At 64.6% G+C, this 15,820-nt stretch carries 15 protein-coding genes and 1 pseudogene; 4 read left to right on the forward strand and 12 right to left on the reverse strand.

All coding sequences use genetic code 11. The annotated features are described in order from the left end of the window. Positions 1–273: pseudogene (locus NEI07_RS11255) on the forward strand (hydantoinase/oxoprolinase family protein); the annotation flags it as partial. 10 nt (positions 274–283) lie between these two features. Here the strand turns inward: NEI07_RS11255 and NEI07_RS11260 are convergent. The 6 genes from NEI07_RS11260 to NEI07_RS11285 are packed head-to-tail and all read right to left on the reverse strand — an operon-like array spanning position 284 to position 6,079. After that, positions 284–1,699: an outer membrane beta-barrel protein gene (locus NEI07_RS11260; RefSeq protein WP_256034628.1), complete on the reverse strand. Its 1,416-nt coding sequence runs from the start codon at positions 1,697–1,699 to the stop codon at positions 284–286. A gap of 53 nt (positions 1,700–1,752) precedes the next feature. After that, on the reverse strand, positions 1,753–2,334 hold the full coding sequence (locus NEI07_RS11265) for a DUF447 domain-containing protein (RefSeq protein ID WP_256034630.1): 582 nt from the start codon (positions 2,332–2,334) through the stop codon (positions 1,753–1,755). Continuing rightward, positions 2,318–3,739, reverse strand: coding sequence for a DUF6513 domain-containing protein (locus NEI07_RS11270; protein ID WP_256034633.1), 1,422 nt, complete (start codon positions 3,737–3,739; stop codon positions 2,318–2,320). The genes NEI07_RS11265 and NEI07_RS11270 overlap by 17 nt, the downstream gene beginning before the upstream one ends. 12 nt (positions 3,740–3,751) lie before the next feature. Further along, positions 3,752–4,309 carry a flavoprotein gene (locus NEI07_RS11275; protein ID WP_256034635.1) on the reverse strand — a complete coding sequence of 186 codons (558 nt, stop codon included), beginning with the start codon at positions 4,307–4,309 and terminating at the stop codon, positions 3,752–3,754. Continuing rightward, the gene (locus NEI07_RS11280; RefSeq protein ID WP_256034637.1) at positions 4,309–4,947 is read right to left on the reverse strand and encodes an amino acid kinase family protein; all 639 of its coding nucleotides are present in this window, start codon (positions 4,945–4,947) and stop codon (positions 4,309–4,311) included. Before NEI07_RS11280 ends, NEI07_RS11275 begins: the two co-directional genes overlap by 1 nt. Further along, positions 4,934–6,079 carry a (5-formylfuran-3-yl)methyl phosphate synthase gene (locus tag NEI07_RS11285; RefSeq protein WP_256034638.1) on the reverse strand — a complete coding sequence of 382 codons (1,146 nt, stop codon included), beginning with the start codon at positions 6,077–6,079 and terminating at the stop codon, positions 4,934–4,936. Before NEI07_RS11285 ends, NEI07_RS11280 begins: the two co-directional genes overlap by 14 nt. 180 nt (positions 6,080–6,259) lie before the next feature. Between NEI07_RS11285 and NEI07_RS11290 the strand changes: the two genes are divergently transcribed. Beyond that, complete coding sequence (locus NEI07_RS11290; protein WP_256034641.1) at positions 6,260–6,943, forward strand: type 1 glutamine amidotransferase domain-containing protein; 684 nt, start codon at positions 6,260–6,262, stop codon at positions 6,941–6,943. A gap of 49 nt (positions 6,944–6,992) precedes the next feature. Here NEI07_RS11290 and NEI07_RS11295 read toward each other — a convergent pair whose 3' ends face one another. The 4 genes from NEI07_RS11295 to NEI07_RS11310 form a co-directional block, all read right to left on the reverse strand. After that, complete coding sequence (locus NEI07_RS11295; protein ID WP_256034643.1) at positions 6,993–8,309, reverse strand: bifunctional folylpolyglutamate synthase/dihydrofolate synthase; 1,317 nt, start codon at positions 8,307–8,309, stop codon at positions 6,993–6,995. Between the two features lie 20 nt (positions 8,310–8,329). Beyond that, a complete protein-coding gene (gene accD, locus NEI07_RS11300; protein WP_256034645.1) occupies positions 8,330–9,196 on the reverse strand; it encodes an acetyl-CoA carboxylase, carboxyltransferase subunit beta in 867 nt (288 codons plus the stop codon). Then, positions 9,193–10,059 carry a tryptophan synthase subunit alpha gene (trpA, locus tag NEI07_RS11305; protein ID WP_256034711.1) on the reverse strand — a complete coding sequence of 289 codons (867 nt, stop codon included), beginning with the start codon at positions 10,057–10,059 and terminating at the stop codon, positions 9,193–9,195. The genes accD and trpA overlap by 4 nt, the downstream gene beginning before the upstream one ends. 150 nt (positions 10,060–10,209) lie before the next feature. Beyond that, entirely contained in the window at positions 10,210–12,144 is a 1,935-nt protein-coding gene (locus NEI07_RS11310; RefSeq protein ID WP_256034647.1) for a potassium transporter Kup, read from the reverse strand. Between the two features lie 314 nt (positions 12,145–12,458). Here NEI07_RS11310 and NEI07_RS11315 point away from each other — a divergent pair, with 314 nt between their 5' ends. Further along, a complete protein-coding gene (locus tag NEI07_RS11315) occupies positions 12,459–13,256 on the forward strand; it encodes a dienelactone hydrolase family protein (protein WP_256034648.1) in 798 nt (265 codons plus the stop codon). Positions 13,257–13,262: 6 nt separating this feature from the next. Here the strand turns inward: NEI07_RS11315 and NEI07_RS11320 are convergent, their stop codons facing one another. Together NEI07_RS11320 and NEI07_RS11325 are read right to left on the reverse strand one after the other, a co-directional pair. Then, positions 13,263–14,072, reverse strand: coding sequence for a cyclase family protein (locus tag NEI07_RS11320; protein WP_256034649.1), 810 nt, complete (start codon positions 14,070–14,072; stop codon positions 13,263–13,265). A gap of 39 nt (positions 14,073–14,111) precedes the next feature. Beyond that, positions 14,112–14,318, reverse strand: coding sequence for a DUF1674 domain-containing protein (locus tag NEI07_RS11325; protein WP_256034650.1), 207 nt, complete (start codon positions 14,316–14,318; stop codon positions 14,112–14,114). Positions 14,319–14,471: 153 nt separating this feature from the next. On the opposite strand from NEI07_RS11325, the gene NEI07_RS11330 reads away from it, so the two are divergent. Beyond that, a complete protein-coding gene (locus NEI07_RS11330; protein ID WP_256034651.1) occupies positions 14,472–15,818 on the forward strand; it encodes an RsmB/NOP family class I SAM-dependent RNA methyltransferase in 1,347 nt (448 codons plus the stop codon). The last annotated feature ends 2 nt before the right edge of the window (positions 15,819–15,820 follow it).

The raw sequence follows: 15,820 nt of genomic DNA on the forward strand, positions 1-15,820 counted from the left end.
GCGCAATGGCGCGCCTTCGCGCAGTATCTTGCGCGCGCGCAATTGCGCGCCATCGAAGATCAGATTGCGTTGCTCGAATCGCGTGAGGCGGTTGCGTGTGACGCGCCGATCATCGGCGCCGGCGTCGGCCGCAAACTTGCTGCGCGTCTGGCGCATTCGCAAGGCCGAACATTCATCGACTTCGCCGATCTGATCGCGGCGCCGCGGGATGTGGCCGAGAGGGCGGCGAATTGCGCGCCGGCCTCGGCGCTCGCGCTGCTGGAAGTCCGGTAGCGCAAAGCGATCACTGGATTGTGAATGGCGCGATCACATCCATCGAGAAAAGGCCCTGCGTGCGCTTTGGGCCGTTCGGCCCGAAGAAGGGCGCCGCATCATTCACCGCAGCCTCCCATCGCAATTCGGGTCTCAGGATCAAGCCTGAAAAATATGGAAGCCCCGTCAGCTTTTGCGAAAAAGTGACGCCGGCAGTGATCGCCAAATAACTTGTCCCATGTCCCTGCGGCTGCTCGATCATTGATGGAGTAGGGAAACCGTGCTGGGAGTTGACGCTGTCGAAGTAGCCCGGATAGGCGGCGGCGAAGAAATTTTTGGCGTCGCGCCAAAATTCGACGCGCGCGCCGAGTTTGATCGAGTCGTCGATCTTGTACGTCGCATATTGGGCGATCCCATATGCGTTGGCTCCGCGAGGATGTTGCGGGAAGAGAGAAGTATTGAAACCGAAGCCGTTAGGAAGGGCGTTAAGCGCGTCGAAAGAGGATCCGAAAGCCGATACCGGGTACCAGCCGCTCTCTCGAAAATAGCTGATGTCCGATGTGAAGCTCAGATTTTCCGTAACATTCCATGTCGCCGTCAAATTATTGAACAGACGCCAGGCGTTGTTGGGATTGCAGGCGCAACCTGCAGGAACGCCGCCGATGACGCCATCCGGCCAACCCACCAACAAAGGGTCTTTCACATTCGGATTTTCTGGTCCCGAATGCGTAATCGCGAGGATCGAAAGGTCGCCGTCGAGCAGGTTGAGACCAAAGCCGGCATGAATTGAGGGCGAATTATTATTGTCGCCGGGCCAGCCGATTGAGGTGTCTACGCCGGAGACAATGCCGGCGTAGAGATCGAGCCAGTCCGTTGCATGGACGATCGACATGACGCCGGTGTCGACGAAGGGTCCGAAATTCGAGCTATAGGAGCGCGTATAAAAAACATTGTCCTTCGACGTCAGCTTTTCGAAGCCATTATAGCTCATGAATTGTCCGATAGTGACGTCGACGCCGCCCTTGGTCAGAATTGGCAGGTGGGCCTGGAGATTCGCCTCGACGATCGAAAGCTGCGTGCGATCGTGAATGAGGTATTCGGTCTGGCCCAGGAACTGCGTGTAACGAGCGTCTGTGCCGAGCATGCCGATGAAGCCAAGCCCAAAGTCCAGGCCGGTCGCCTTCTGGTCGAGCGGGCGCGCCACATTCAGTATCGCTTGATTGAATTGCGGCCAATTGGCGCGATCCGTTTCGAGATGACCGAAGTTTATCTTATTGTAAGGACGCGCGAAGTTGAGGGCCACGCCTCCCGACAAAAATCCGTCGATCGACAGGCTGTCGAGCCAACTTGGCGTCGACGCCGATGGCTTCGTCGACGCGTCGCCGCAAATGGCCTGCGACGTCGAAAGAACAATGATCGCCGCCATCGCGCAGACGTTTCGGTTCATCGCACGCTTCTTTCATGCGGCATGCCTGCGAATCGCGAAAGAACCAAGGTTCGCTAACGCGACGCGCGCTTTTCCGCTCGCTCATTATATGCGTCAATTTTCTCCATCACCATGTTCCAGGCTTCGCGCTCGGCGTCGCCGGAGGTTTTGTCGATGGCGATCTGCAGATAGGCGAGTTCGCTCTCAATCTTTTCGCGTGGCAGCATGTCGAGCCGCGTCGCGAGAATCGCCGCCTCCAGCACGGCGGCGCGCGCCCGGTTCATGCCAAGAAAGGCGCGATGCGACTCAATCCGCCTGACCCTGCAGAAGAAACGCGGCCGCGATTCGTGCTCCTCGACGCGCGCGACGATGAGTTCGGCGTGCGCCAGCGCGGCGGAAAGGCGCGGCGCCGGCCAGCCCTCGATGTCGGTGAGCGGCCAATTGCGTCGACCGACGACGAGTCCGGCAAAAATTCTGGCGTCGTCGGTGAAGCTCGCCGTCGCTTTTGGATTGTGCGTGAGATTGAACAGGGTCGAGGAGGGACGAAACGGCGCGGCGATCCAGAAGCCGTGCTCCTCGATCAATCCGAGCGGCGCGATATGCGGTCGACCCTCAGGCGACAGCGTCGTGACGACGCATTCATGTATCAGAGGCATCTTTCGCAGGTCCCTGGCCCGCTTTGCGCATGGTGTGACCCATCTCCTTGAAGCGGGTCGCATCCTCTTCGTTACTATCCGTCGCGACCCCGAAGTCGAGCGGCTCGTCCTGACGATAGCGCTTGCCGAGCTTGTAGGCGATCTCGGCCTTCATCAATTCCGCGCCAAGGTAAAAAGCGTGGGCGCCGTCATGTTCGACGGCAAGATGCGGGAAGAGCGCCATCGCGTCGGCTGCGACATGGTGGAGCCCCTTGGCGTAGATGTGCACGCCGTCCTGCGTTGTATCTATGCGGAAATTAGCATCGCGCAGTTCGCGCGCAAGCGCGGCTATCTCTTCCGGCGTTGCAGCATAAGGTTTGCGGTCGTGGATCTGCAGCAGGGCGTCGCTATAGCCTTTTGGCAGCGCGCGGTCGGCGCGCGCCGCAAACATCAACCGCCTCGCGGCGTCGTGTTCCTGCAGCGTCCGCCGCGTATGTGGAGACACCTGCACCGTGAGCAGATGCCGGATATCGAGTTCGGAACATATGCCGAGCATCGCTGCGGTCACGCCGGCGGAGTCGGCGTCGGTCAGCTCGGTGAGATTGCCCGTTCCCATCATGATCTCGGCCTCAGGCTCGCGCGCGCGCAGTTCGACGTAGCGGGCGATCGAGGCGGCAAGGCCGAAGTGAATCGGATCGAGAATCGGATCGAGAATGGCGCTGATTCCGCGCGCGCGGGCGCGGCGCGCGGCGCGCTGCAGCGAGTCGAGATCGCCATGCGGCCGCGGCGTCAGAATCGGAATAATGGGCGAATTGTCGGGAAGGATCGACAGCGTTGCTTCGTCCAAACTCAAGAGGTGGTCGACGCCGGCCTTCGCCGCGCGTTCCAGCTCGGCGACATTGGCCGAGTCGACGCTCACCTTCAGGCCGTGGGCCTTGAGCGCCGCGATCGTGTCCTCGAGATGATTGAACGGCGTGTCCGGCAAACAGCCGAGATCGATGACGTCGGCGCCGCCGCCGGCGAGTTCGCGCGCCTTGAACGAAATATCAGCGACGCTCATCTTCGATGCGTCGACGATCTCGGCGAAAATCTGCATGTCGTAGCGCGAGAGATCCGGCGCCGCGCCGCCGCGCCCGAGATAGGCGGGAAGATCGGCGATCTCCTCCGGCCCGCGTTCAAAGGCGATGCCGAAATCCTCGGTCAGCACAGCGAGGTCGGCGCGACAGCGTCCCGGCAATATGACGCGGTCAGCCTGCACAGGTCGCGGCAGGCGACGCTGAATGATCTCCTGGGTCATGAGCGCCGCGACCTTCACGCCAATGTCGTGGATACGCCAGTCCTGCGCCGCTTCGCCGAAGCTCGCCACCATGCGCTCCAACCGTGGCAGCGCAAGATGGCCGGTGAGGAACAGCAGGCGCTCGCTCATGCGGAGCTTTCGTTAGGGTTGCGGCTCGACTTCACGACGGCGGCGCTCCACCGCCTCCTGCAGCGCCGCGAGGCTTTCGACGACTTGCGTCGCTTCGAAGGATTTGAGCGCGTCGGTGTTCTGCAAATCGATGCGGCGCGGATAGACCATCACCATGCCCTTGGGCGCGCGCGTCTCGAGTTCGGGCGCGGTGTCGCAAGCGAAGACGATCGTCGGCACGCGGCATTTGCCGGCCTGCGCGAAGACATTGGTCGCAAGGTTGTCGGAAATGCCGGCGACGCATTTCGCGACGGTGTTCGAGGTCGCCGGCGCGAGAACCAGCGTGTGATAAAAATTGTAGTAGAAATTCCCGACCGGCGCGGCGCTCGCGGTGGTGTCCTTAAAGATGCGAACCGTCTCCGGCAGATTGAGATCGTGCTTGTACATGCGCACGACTTCCGCCGCCGCCTTGCTGACGAAAAGATCGACGTGATCGAGCGAGCGGATCATCTCGAGACATTCGGTGAAGAAATGCCCCGATCCGGTGAGCGCCCAACCCCAGCGCGGCGTGACTACTTTCTTTTTTGTCATCAGGCGAACTTCCGCGTTGGAAAATTTGCGATGGCTGCGCCCGGCGGGACGCCGTCGGCTAGAAGCGCGGCGACGCGCGGGAGAGACGAAGGGCCGGCGAGGAAGAGCGGCGTCCCATCGAGATAGTCCGGAAGCGCCGGATCGACAACGCCCTTGCGCACAATCTCGGTGAGTGCGGCGCCATCGCCGACATCGACGCTCTTGATCAGCGCCAGCGCGCAAGCGCCCGTTTTTTTGGCAAGCCAGGCCGCGAGACTGTCGGAGGTGACGTCCCAGGAGGGCGCGATGTCGTCCGCCGCGGCGACCATGGCGCTCGGCCGCCAAAGTGCGATTTGTCCTCGAGCGTGCGCCGCGGCGATTGCGTCACGAGAGGCCGCGAGCTCCAGCGAATCGTCACGGTTCGCGAGCGCCAGCGCATATTGCTCCATCGCCAGAACCGCCATGGCGTGCGCGGTCGCTTCGTCGTAGCGCATCGCCGGCTGCGCGGCGCGCACGGCGTCGGCGAAGGGTCCGCCGCCGGGAACGATCGTCAGCGGCCGCGGGTAGCGCTTCAGCGCCGCAAGCCAATCGGCGAGCGTCGGCGACGCATGCAGGCTGCCGCCCAATTTGACGACGAGGGGCGCGCTACTTGACGGCATCGATGCGCATCGGCGCCGGCTGCAGGCGACGCGCCTCCTCATGGGCGCGCGCGCGGCGGATTTTCACGCCGACGGCGCCCGGCGCGACATCGAGCTTTTCGACCTGGACGGTGACGGTGCGCACGCGTTCATGCAGCAGCACGCTTTCGGCGAGGCGCTCGGCGATCGTTTCGACCAGCTCGATATGGCCGCCGGCGAGGATCATTTTGATCGCGTCCATGATCACGTCGTAGGAGAAGATCGAGCGCATGTCGTCGGAGCCGTTGATGCGGGTGACTTCAGCCTCGACGTTGAAACGCACACGCTGCGTATGGCCGTGTTCGTGGGCGTAGGCGCCGATCTCGACGGGCGCGACATAATCCTTGAGAAACACGCAATCAGTGTCGTTCGCGCCGGCGGGCTCGATATAGCCGCGGCCGAGGAACGACCAGTGGGCGTGAAAATCGGCGTGCGCGCCTCGTGTCGAAGGGATCAAATCGCGGATCAGCGTCGTGGCGTGGGCGTCGATGGCGGCGCGCCGCTCGCCATGCGCGCAGAGCGCGCCGCGAAAGCCAAGCACGTCCGCTCCGGTGACGAGCAGGCGCGGCACGTCCGGCGACTCCAATGCGCCGGCGAGTCCGGAGGCGAGCCCGAGTTCGTGGCAGCGCGCCACGAATTCGGACAACGCGCCGACGCTCATAAAGTCGAGCAGTCGGCCTTTGCCTTTATGCGCGGTGTCCAGCATCGCGCCATGAAAGCCGGCGCCGGCCAGCGGCTCGAGATTGTCGAACTCGGGGCCGAGATCGGCGAAGAGCACGGCGACGAGCCGAGTTTTTGTGGTCAGCGGCGCCAGCGCCTCGATGATCTCGACGGCGTCGGGCGTCGCCGGCAGGGCGAATTTTACATAATCGACGCCTGCCGCGACGACCTCTTCAAAGTCGCGCAGCGCATGCGCGACGTCGTGCGGCAGCTCGACGACGGCGCTGACCGGGCGGCGGCCGTCGACGAACGCGACGATCTCAGCGACGGTGTCCAGGGGTAGGGCGCCCAGCGCGCCGCGTGAGGGCGCCTTGCAGTCAATGATGTCGGCGCCGCGCGAGAGGGCGATCTCCGCCTCTTCGCGGGAAAGAACGCTCGCCAACATCAGGGTCATGAGTTCTTGGCTCCAGTCGTTGCGCAACGCGCGTCTGCGCGCTTGTGGAGCAAATTTTTCCCGAATCCAAGTGGGCTCGCGCGCCTACCCTCCTGCTCGCGCTGGGCGCCGCCGGACCATTGCGTCATTTTTTCGCAACCCCAAGCATGCGAGCATGCTCCCCGAAACAGGAGAAAATCCGTGAAAATCCTCATCGTCCTCACCTCGCACGACAGGCTCGGCGACACAGGCCGAAAGACAGGCTTCTGGCTGGAAGAGCTCGCTGCGCCCTATTACGTCTTTCTCGACGCCGGAGCCGAGATCACGCTTGCCTCGCCCAAGGGCGGCCAGCCGCCGTTGGACCCAAAGAGCAATGAACCCGAATTTCAGACCGATCTCACCCGCCGGTTCCAAGCGGACGAGGCGGCCAAGGCGCTCCTCGCCGACACGGAGCGGCTCGACAGCGTCCGTCAGGACGATTTCGACTCGGTCTTCTATCCGGGCGGCCATGGGCCGATGTGGGACCTCGCCGAGGACCGGGATTCGATCAGGCTGATCGAATCCTTCATCAGCGCCGGCAAACCCATCGCGCTCGTGTGCCACGCGCCGGGCGTGCTGCGCCATGTCGAAGGTCCCGATGGCCGGCCGCTGGTCGCGGGCAAAACGGTGACCGGGTTCACCAATGGCGAGGAGGAGGCGGTTGGTCTCACCCACGTCGTTCCGTTCCTTGTCGAGGACGAGCTTCAGGCGAAGGGCGGGCGCTTCTCGAAGGCGGCGGACTGGGCCCCGTATGTCGTCCGGGACGGCCAGTTGATCACGGGCCAGAACCCGGCTTCCTCCGGTCCGGCGGCCCGCAAGCTTGTGGAGGCGCTTACAAAAGCGTGAGACCCAGCTCTCTCGGCGATGTCGCAGCGCGGGCGAAACGCGGCGCGGCTCATTCCACCACCGAGCCGTTGGCCGCCAGCACCGAGGCGGCGAGATAAAGCGAACCGGCAATGAGCACGCGCGGCGGCGCGTCGAAGCTGCGTGTCGAAAGGATCGCGAGCGCTTCCTCGACGCCGCCCGCTGCGGCGCCGGGCATTCCCTCAGCCCTGGCGAGGCTCGCCACCTCTTCAGGCGGCCAGCTCTTATGCTCGCCCTCGACCGGCACCGCGACGACCTCGCGCGCCAGTCCGACGAAATGCTTGAGCAGCGCGCGAATGTCCTTGGTCGTCTGCGCGCCGCAGATCAGCGCCAGCGGGCGCGGCGCCTTGTCGTGGAACTCCGCCATCGCCTCGGCCAGAACGCGGCCGCCGTCCTCATTATGGCCGCCGTCGAGCCACACCTCGGCGCCGGGCGGGGCGAGATCGACGATGCGCCCGCGTATGAGCCGTTGCAGCCGCGCCGGCCATTCGGCGCGCGTCAGCCCCGCCTCGATCGCCGCGGACGGAATCTCAGGGGCGACAGCGCGCAGGGCGGCGATCGCGCCGGCGGCGTTTTCATGCTGGTGGCGTCCGGCGAGCCGCGGCAGCGGCAGATCGAGCAAACCGCGCTCGTCCTCATAAACGAGGCGCCCGTTTTCGTTGCAGATGTGGAAGTCCCGCCCGGCGATGATCGGCTGCGCGCCGACGCGTCGCGCTTCTCGCTCCAGCGCCCGCGCCACGGGCTCCGACTGGAAGCCGATCACGGCCGGCGCGCCCTTCTTCAATATCCCGGCCTTCTCATGAGCGATCTTTTCGACCGTATCGCCAAGGAACTCGAGATGGTCGAGGGAGATCGAGGTGATGATGGCGCATTTGGGCTGCGAGATGACATTGGTCGCGTCATAGCGCCCGCCGAGGCCCGTCTCCAGCAGCAGCCAGTCGGCCGGCGCTTCGGCGAAGAGCAAAAAGGCCGCCGCCGTCGTGATCTCGAAGAAGGTGATCGGCTGCCCCGCATTCGCCTGTTCGCAGCGTTCGAGCGCCGCGTTCAGACGCTCGTCGTCGACAAGCGTTCCGCCGCCGTCGGCGCCGAGACGAATCCGTTCATTGAAGCGCAGGAGGTGAGGGGACGTATAGACATGCACGCGCTTGCCGGCGGCTTCGAGCATCGCGCGCAGAAAGGCGAGCGTCGAGCCTTTGCCGTTGGTTCCGGCGACGTGAATGACGGGCGGCAGTCTGAGCTCCGGTCGTCCGAGCGCGGCCAGCAGCCGCTCCGTGCGCCCCAGCGACAGATCTATCTTCTTTGGATGAAGGGTGAGCAGTCGCGACAGGATCGCGTCATGCTGATCCATTGCGGCTGCGCCTCGCGATATCAGGCGGCGGCGCGGCGCGGCGGCGACTTGGTCAGGAGACCGCACAGGCGCGCCAGCGTCTCGCGCAGCTCCTGACGCGGCACCACCATATCGACCATGCCGTGATCGCGTAAATATTCGGCGCGCTGGAAGCCTTCGGGAAGCTTCTCGCGGATCGTCTGCTCAATGACGCGGGCGCCAGCGAAGCCGATGATCGCGCCGGGCTCGGCGATCTGGACGTCGCCGAGCATCGCGTAGGACGCGGTGACGCCGCCCGTCGTCGGATTGGTCAGCACGACGATATAGGGCAGGCGCGCCTCGCGCAGGCGCTGCACGGCAATGGTCGTGCGCGGCATCTGCATGAGCGAGAACATGCCCTCCTGCATGCGCGCGCCGCCCGACGCCGTGAAGATCACAAAAGGCGTGCGCTTGGCGAGCGCATATTCGCAGCCGGCGATGATCGCCTCGCCGGCCGCCATGCCAAGCGAGCCGCCCAGGAATTCGAAATCCTGAATGGCGACGGTGACCGGCGAGCCTTCGAGATTTCCGTAGGCAATCGTCACGGCGTCCGCCATGCCGGTTTTGACTCGATATTCCTTCAGCTTGTCGACGTAACGCTTGATGTCGCGAAACTTGAGAGGATCCAAAGGCGCTTCTGGCGTCGGAAGCAGTTCGCATTCGGCGTCGTCAAAAAGACTGGCGAGCCGCGTCTCGACCGGGCAGCGCATGTGGTAGCCCGAGCCGGGCACGACATAGAGATTGGCCTCGATGTCCTTGTGGAAGACGAGTTGGCCGCTCTCGGGACATTTCACCCAGAGATTTTCCGGCGCTTCGCGTTTGATCAGCGCCTTGATCTTCGGCGGGACGACGTTCGAATACCAATTCATGACACGAGCCTCGTCAGCCAACTCAACACGCCGCCCTTAGGCCTGGCGTCGCGCACGCCTTCGGCGATGGACGCGACGAGCCCCGTCACAGCGCCAACGCTCGAAGGTCCGGCGCGGCCCTCGGCGTCGAGCGAGGCCTTAAGCGCTTGGACCAGCGCCGTGCCGACGACGACGCCATCGGCGTTACGGGCAAGCTCGGCGGCGTTCTCCGCATTTTTGACGCCAAATCCGACGGCGATCGGCAGCGCCGTGTGCCGCTTGATGCGCGCAACCGCCTGACTGACGCCGGCGTAGTCGGCAAGCGCCGCGCCGGTGATGCCGGTCAGCGACACATAGTAGACGAAGCCGCTTGTATTTTCGAGCACCTTGGGAAGCCGCTTGTCATCGGTCGTCGGCGTTGCGAGGCGGATGAAGTTCAGCCCGGCGTCGCGCGCGGGGGTGCAGAGTTCCGCATCTTCCTCCGGCGGCAGGTCCACGACGATCAGGCCATCGACGCCGGCGTCCCGAGCGTCGCGCAGGAAAGCGTCGACGCCGTAGACATAGATCGGGTTGTAATAGCCCATCAGCACGATGGGGGTGGCGTTGTCTCCGGCGCGAAAGTCCGCGACGAGCTTCAAGGTCTTCTTGAGCGTGGTCCCCGCCTTGAGCGCCCGCAGGCCCGCCGCTTGGATCGCTGGCCCATCCGCCATCGGATCGGTGAAAGGCATGCCGACCTCGATGACGTCCGCGCCGGCGCCGGGCAGGCCACGCAAAATGTCGAGCGACGTCGCGAGATCCGGGTCGCCGGCCATCACAAAGGTCACGAGGGCGGCGCGCCCTTCCTTCTTGAGGGCGGCGAAGCGATCATCGATGCGGGTGGGCATAAGCGACAGACGTCCTTCGTAAGGCGGCGAAATCTTCAAAAAAGCCCTCTCGACCGGGCTCCGCCAGGCCCTTTTCGGCTCTTACGCGAGCCGCGCGGGCCGCCGTTGCTTAGTGCCTGGGCGCCGTCCCGTCCACTGTTTTCGCGCGCGCTAAATCGTCACTTGCGCGCCCAATTCCACGACGCGGTCGGAGGGGATTGAGAAGAAGTCCGTCGCATTGGCGGCCTGGCGGGTAAGCGCGACATAGAGCTTGTCCTGCCACACCGGCATTTCGGAGGAGGGACTTTCCTTGATCGAACGCCGCCCGAGGAAGAAGCTCGTGGTCATGATGTCGTATTTGAACCCGGCCTTGCGCATGGCGGCGAGTGCGGCCGGAACGCGAGGACTTTCCATAAAGCCATAGTGCAGCGTCGCGCGGTAGAAGTCGTCGCTGAGCTTGTCGATTTCAAAGCGCTTGCCTGGCGCGACGCGCGGCCGGTCTTCGGTCTTCACGCAGATCACCAGCACGCGCTCGTGCAGGACCTTATTGTGCTTGAGATTGTGCATCAGCGCGGTCGGGGCGACGGCCGGATCGCTCGTCAGAAAGATCGCCGTGCCGGGCACGCGCGTCGGCTTCGACTTCTGCAGCATCGCGATGAGTTCCATCATCGGAATGGAGTCGCGATGGGTTTTCTCGGCGAGAAGCCGCGTGCCGCGCGTCCAGGTCCACATGATGATCATGACGCAGCCGCCGAGCGCGAGCGGAACCCAGCCGCCGTCTTTGACCTTCATCAGATTGGCGGCCAGAAAGGCGAGTTCGACGACCAGGAAAGAGGCCGCGAAGAGGATCGACACGAACAGCGGCCAGCCCCATTTGCGCCAAGCGACGATGAACAGCAGCGACGTCGAAAGCACCATGGTGCCAGTGACCGCGATGCCATAGGCGGACGCAAGCGCCGATGAGCTCTTAAAGGCGATGACGAGCAGCAGCACGCCGATGAGCAGCAGCCGGTTGATGCGGCCAATATAGATTTGGCCTTCCTGCGACGCCGACGTATGCGTGACTTCGAGGCGCGGAATGAGTCCGAGCTGAATGGCTTGCCGCGTCAGCGAGAAGGCTCCGGTAATCACCGCTTGCGCGGCGATTGTCGTGGCCAGCGTCGAAAGGACGACAAGCGGCAAAAGCGCCCAGTCCGGCGCCAGCAGAAAGAACGGATTGCCGACGGCTTCTGGGCGCGACAGCACGAGCGCGCCCTGGCCGAGGTAATTGAGCAGCAGCGCCGGCAACACGAATCCGAGCCAGGCCGTGCGGATCGGCCCACGGCCGAAATGGCCCATGTCGGCGTAAAGCGCTTCGACGCCGGTGACCGCGAGGAAAACCGAGCCGAGGACGGCGAAGCCGAGCCAGCCGTGGGCCACCAGAAAGGCGATGCCTTGCCGCGGGTCGAAACTGCGCAATACCTGCGGCGCTTCGGGAATATGCATCGCGCCCAACACGCCGATCGTCAGAAAAAAGACGATCATGATCGGCCCAAAAAAAGCCGCCACCCGCGCCGTTCCGTGACTTTGCACCCAGAATAGCGTGACCAGAATGAAAATGGTGATGGGCAGGACGAATTCGCTGAAGCGGTGAGTGACGAGCTCCAGGCCTTCAATGGCGGACATCACCGAGATGGCCGGCGTAATGATCGCCTCGCCAGCGAAGAGCGCCGCGCCCGCGACGCCGAGCAGAAAGGCGACTCTCGTGCGCCGGCCCATTGCGGTCTGCGCCAGGGCCATCAGCGAAAGTATGCCGCCTTCGCCGCGGTTGTCCGCGCGCATGACGAAGATGATGTATTTGATCGTCACCGTGAAAATCAGCGCAAATATGAGCAGCGAGATGGCGCCAATGACGGATTCCTCCGTCAGCGCGTCATGCTCCACCTGATGGGCGAGCGACTCGCGCAGCGCATACAGCGGGCTGGTGCCAATGTCGCCATAGACGACGCCGATCGAGCCGATGATGAGGCCGACGACCCCGCCCTTCGTACGCTCGTCCCCTAGATGCGCATGAGCTTGCGTCCCATCGCCGCCGGAGGCGGGACCGGCGTCGGATCGCTGCGTCATGGGAAGTTTCCTTCGATGGGACCCGCCGCGCCTTTTATCGACACGCTCGGAAGCGGGCGCTCGCCCGGGACGAGAACGAGGGCGACCAAGGCTTCCTCTCCTTCGGCGTGGGTCCGCCGATACGGTGCGGCGATATACGCGGTTTCGCGCACAAAGAGAAGTCGCGGTTGCGGCGCGATATTGGCGCGCCAGACTTTATAGCGTTCGCGGCGGTCGGAACTTTGACGTAGACGCGACGGCGTCGTGGTCGGCCGGCTGGACACGGCCCGTCCTTTTCATAGCTAATCCCTGACGTCAGCTCTGTAGGAGGCCTCGTGACCTTGCCTTCGAACACCCCAGCCCGGTTCGCCCCAGCGGCGGGCGCGCCCGCGCCAAGCGCCATCGCCACGGACGTCACGGGACTTGAGGCGGGCATGACGACGCTGCCAGGCGGCGCGCCGGCCTATATCGCCCGCCCCCGGACCGGCGGCGATTTCCCGATTATCCTCGTGGCGCAGGAAATCTTTGGCCTGCACGAACATATCCGCGACATTGTGCGGCGGTTCGCGAAGCTCGGGTTTCTCGCCATTGCGCCCGACTTCCTCATTCGCTACGGGGACCCGCAAGAAGCGCCAGACATAGAGGCGATTCGCGCCATCGTCGCCAAGGTTCCCGACGCCGAGACAATGGAGATATTCGATCAGGCGCTCGCTTACGCCGCGACGAAAGGCGGCGACGCCAAACGCGCGGCGATCACCGGGTTTTGCTGGGGCGGGCGCATCGCCTGGCTCTATGCGGCGCATCATCCCCGGCTCCTCGCCTGCATTCCCTGGTACGGGCGGCTTGATGGGCCGCATACGCCGGCGCAGCCACGCTGGCCGATAGACATCGCGGGGGAGCTGAAAACGCCGACGCTGGGGCTTTACGGCGGCGCTGATCCGAGCATTCCCGCCGAACTCATCGAGACCATGCGCGAGCGCCTGAAGCAGGCGCAGGCGCCCGCCGAGATCATCGTCTACCCCGACGCGCCGCATGCGTTCTTTGCCGACTATCGCGACAGCTATCGGCCAGACGTCGCCAGGGACGCGTGGCAAAAGGCGCTGGCCTTCCTGCGCGCGAAGGGCGTCGGGTAACCGCGTTTACCGCGGGACGAGCGCGATGATGCGGGCGGGGCCGCCCGAGCCTTTTTCGATCTTCATCGGCAAGGCGACGAGAATCGCGCCCGTTGGCGGCAGCTGGTCGAGGGCGGTGAGGTTCTCAAGCCCGCCGATATTTGCGGCGCCAATGATCCTGTGCACCAAAAAATCCTGTGACGGCCCGTTGTCGACGCTCGCCGTGTCGACGCCGATGAGATTGGGGCGGCGCTCTTTCGCGAGCCAGGCCGCCGCTTCAGGCCCGAAAGACGGGAAATGGAGATGTGCGGCGTCGCCCGGCGTGTCGTCGCCAAGATAGGCCTTCTTGTCGGGCCAGCGCGCGCTCCATCCGGTGCGCAGCAGCACGATCGCTTTGTCGGGTATGCGGCCATGCGCCGCTTCCCAGGCGGCGATGTCTTCGATCGTCAGCAGATAGTCCGGGTTCGCCGCGGCCTTGGCGGCGACATCAATGACGATCGCAGGGCCGACGAAGCGCTCGACCGGGATCTCGGCGTTTGTCCAGCGGCCTTCGGCGAAGTGCATCGGCGCGTCGAGATGGGTGCCGCCATGCTCGGGCGAACAAAAGGCGTTGGCGAAATAGAAGAAGCCTGCCTTGGTCGGTCCCTTGTGCAGCACTTTGAGCTCGAAACCCGACGGCGAGGTCGGCCAATAGACGGTTTCGGCGTTGAAGGCGTGAGTGAGGTCGACGACCTTGCTCGACGAGAGATCGAGGCTCTGAGCTTGCGCCAATTCGAGACGGGCGGCGGAGAACGTCAAACAGAGAAACAGACCGCCGAACGCCATTCGTTTTTTCATATCGGGACGCTCTCCAGAAACGCGCTCGCGCGCAGCTGATCAAAAATCGCTAGCAATTCCTTTGACTTCCCAGTCGCCGTAGCGCGCCGGGTCAGGTCCGCCGCGGCCGCCAAGTTCTTGCGGCGGGGCCGGAGCTTGGGCCGCTTCGCGGCGACGCGCCGCGGCTTCGGCCAATGCGCGCTGCGCGGCCGGCGGCGGCTGCGTGGGCCGCTCTGTCGAACTTGCTGCGTCTCCTGTCTTCGACACGGTCCGTTCCTGTGTGCATTCATCGCCCGCCGCCGCGCCAATTATGCTATGATTCGGTTCGGTCGCGGAGGGAGAAGCCGTTTGGCGAACAGCGACAGTAGATCAATTTCCGCCCGGACCAAATCGGCGCGTCAAGGGTCCCGGCAAGGGTTCGTGCCCGCCGAAGCGGTGCGGGAGGCCGAAGCGGCGAAGATTCCCGGGTTGCCGGCGCGCCTCGCCGCAGCCAACATCATCGGCGACATCGTGCAAGGCGGACATCGTCTCGATGAGTGTTTCGCCCCGAACGCGGTTCCTTCGCGCCTCTCCGGGCTCGACGCCCGCGACGTGTCGCTCACGCGCTCGATCGTCACGGTTGCGGTGCGTCGGCTCGGCCTGATCCGCCACGCTCTCGCCGAACTCCTCGAAAAGGGGCTGCCGCGTCAGGCCGCGCGGCTTGAGTTCTCGCTGATCGCCGCCGCCGCGCAAATTCTGTTTCTCGACGCGGCCGATCACGCTGCCGTCGATCTCGCGGTGCGCGCGGCGCGCCTTGAACCGAAAACCGCCGGCTTTAGCGGGCTCGTCAACGGCGTGTTGCGCAATCTCGCGCGCCGGCGGCAGGAATTCTTAGACGTCGCCGCAAGCGGCGAGTACGACGCGCCGCCATGGCTGGCGCAGCGTTGGCGCAAACATTATGGGGAAGACGCTGGGCGCGCCATCGCGGCGATGCACATGCTCGAGCCGCCGCTCGACGTATCAGTCAAGGACGACCCTGAGGGCTGGGCGGAGCGGCTGGACGGGGTCGTGTTGCCGACGGGCTCGGTGCGGCTGCGCAGCCACGCGCCGATCAGCGAGCTGCCGGGCTATGAGGATGGCGAGTGGTGGGTGCAGGACGCCGCCGCCGCGCTGCCGGCGCGCCTGCTCGCGCCGAAGCCGGATGAGCGCGTGCTCGACATGTGCGCCGCGCCTGGCGGCAAGACGGCGCAAATGGCGCTTGCCCGCGCGCAGGTGGTCGCTTTGGACCGTTCGGCGGAGCGCCTGAAGCTGCTCGCCGCCAATCTCGCCCGGCTGCAGTTACACGCGGAAGTTGCGGTCGGCGACGCCGCCGCCTATCAGGCGCAGCCTTTCGACGCGATTTTGATCGATGCGCCCTGTTCGGCGACGGGAACGATCCGCCGCCATCCTGACGTGCCCTGGACCAAGAAGCCGGGCGACATCGAAACGCTCGCGAGTTTGCAAACAAAGCTGCTCAATCGCGCGGCGCTCCTGACGCGGGCCGGGGGGCGCATCGTCTATTGCACCTGCTCGCTGGAGCCTGAGGAAGGCGAACAGCAGATCGCCGCGTTTTTGCGCCGCAATCCGGATTTCCGCCGAATGCCGATCGATCCGAGCGAGGGCGTCCCGGAGGCGTTCATCAACCGAGACGGCGATCTGCGCACCTTGCCGCACTACTGGCCGAACGAAGATCCGCGCCTTGCCGGCATCGACGGATTTTTCGCCGCGCGGCTCCTGCGGTCGGCCTAGTT

It is taken from the genome of Methylocystis suflitae, from assembly GCF_024448135.1.
GTDB lineage: Bacteria > Pseudomonadota > Alphaproteobacteria > Rhizobiales > Beijerinckiaceae > Methylocystis > Methylocystis suflitae.

Excerpts from the sequence above, each read along its gene's own strand:
- NEI07_RS11275 (WP_256034635.1), bottom strand. The coding sequence starts at position 4,309 with ATGACAAAAAAGAAAGTAGTCACGCCGCGCTGGGGTTGGGCGCTCACC.
- NEI07_RS11310 (WP_256034647.1), bottom strand. The coding sequence starts at position 12,144 with ATGACGCAGCGATCCGACGCCGGTCCCGCCTCCGGCGGCGATGGGACG.
- NEI07_RS11295 (WP_256034643.1), bottom strand. The coding sequence starts at position 8,309 with ATGGATCAGCATGACGCGATCCTGTCGCGACTGCTCACCCTTCATCCA.
- NEI07_RS11270 (WP_256034633.1), bottom strand. The coding sequence starts at position 3,739 with ATGAGCGAGCGCCTGCTGTTCCTCACCGGCCATCTTGCGCTGCCACGG.
- NEI07_RS11265 (WP_256034630.1), bottom strand. The coding sequence starts at position 2,334 with ATGCCTCTGATACATGAATGCGTCGTCACGACGCTGTCGCCTGAGGGT.
- NEI07_RS11320 (WP_256034649.1), bottom strand. The coding sequence starts at position 14,072 with ATGAAAAAACGAATGGCGTTCGGCGGTCTGTTTCTCTGTTTGACGTTC.
- NEI07_RS11280 (WP_256034637.1), bottom strand. The coding sequence starts at position 4,947 with ATGCCGTCAAGTAGCGCGCCCCTCGTCGTCAAATTGGGCGGCAGCCTG.
- NEI07_RS11285 (WP_256034638.1), bottom strand. The coding sequence starts at position 6,079 with ATGACCCTGATGTTGGCGAGCGTTCTTTCCCGCGAAGAGGCGGAGATC.
- accD (WP_256034645.1), bottom strand. The coding sequence starts at position 9,196 with ATGAATTGGTATTCGAACGTCGTCCCGCCGAAGATCAAGGCGCTGATC.
- trpA (WP_256034711.1), bottom strand. The coding sequence starts at position 10,059 with ATGCCCACCCGCATCGATGATCGCTTCGCCGCCCTCAAGAAGGAAGGG.
- NEI07_RS11260 (WP_256034628.1), bottom strand. The coding sequence starts at position 1,699 with ATGAACCGAAACGTCTGCGCGATGGCGGCGATCATTGTTCTTTCGACG.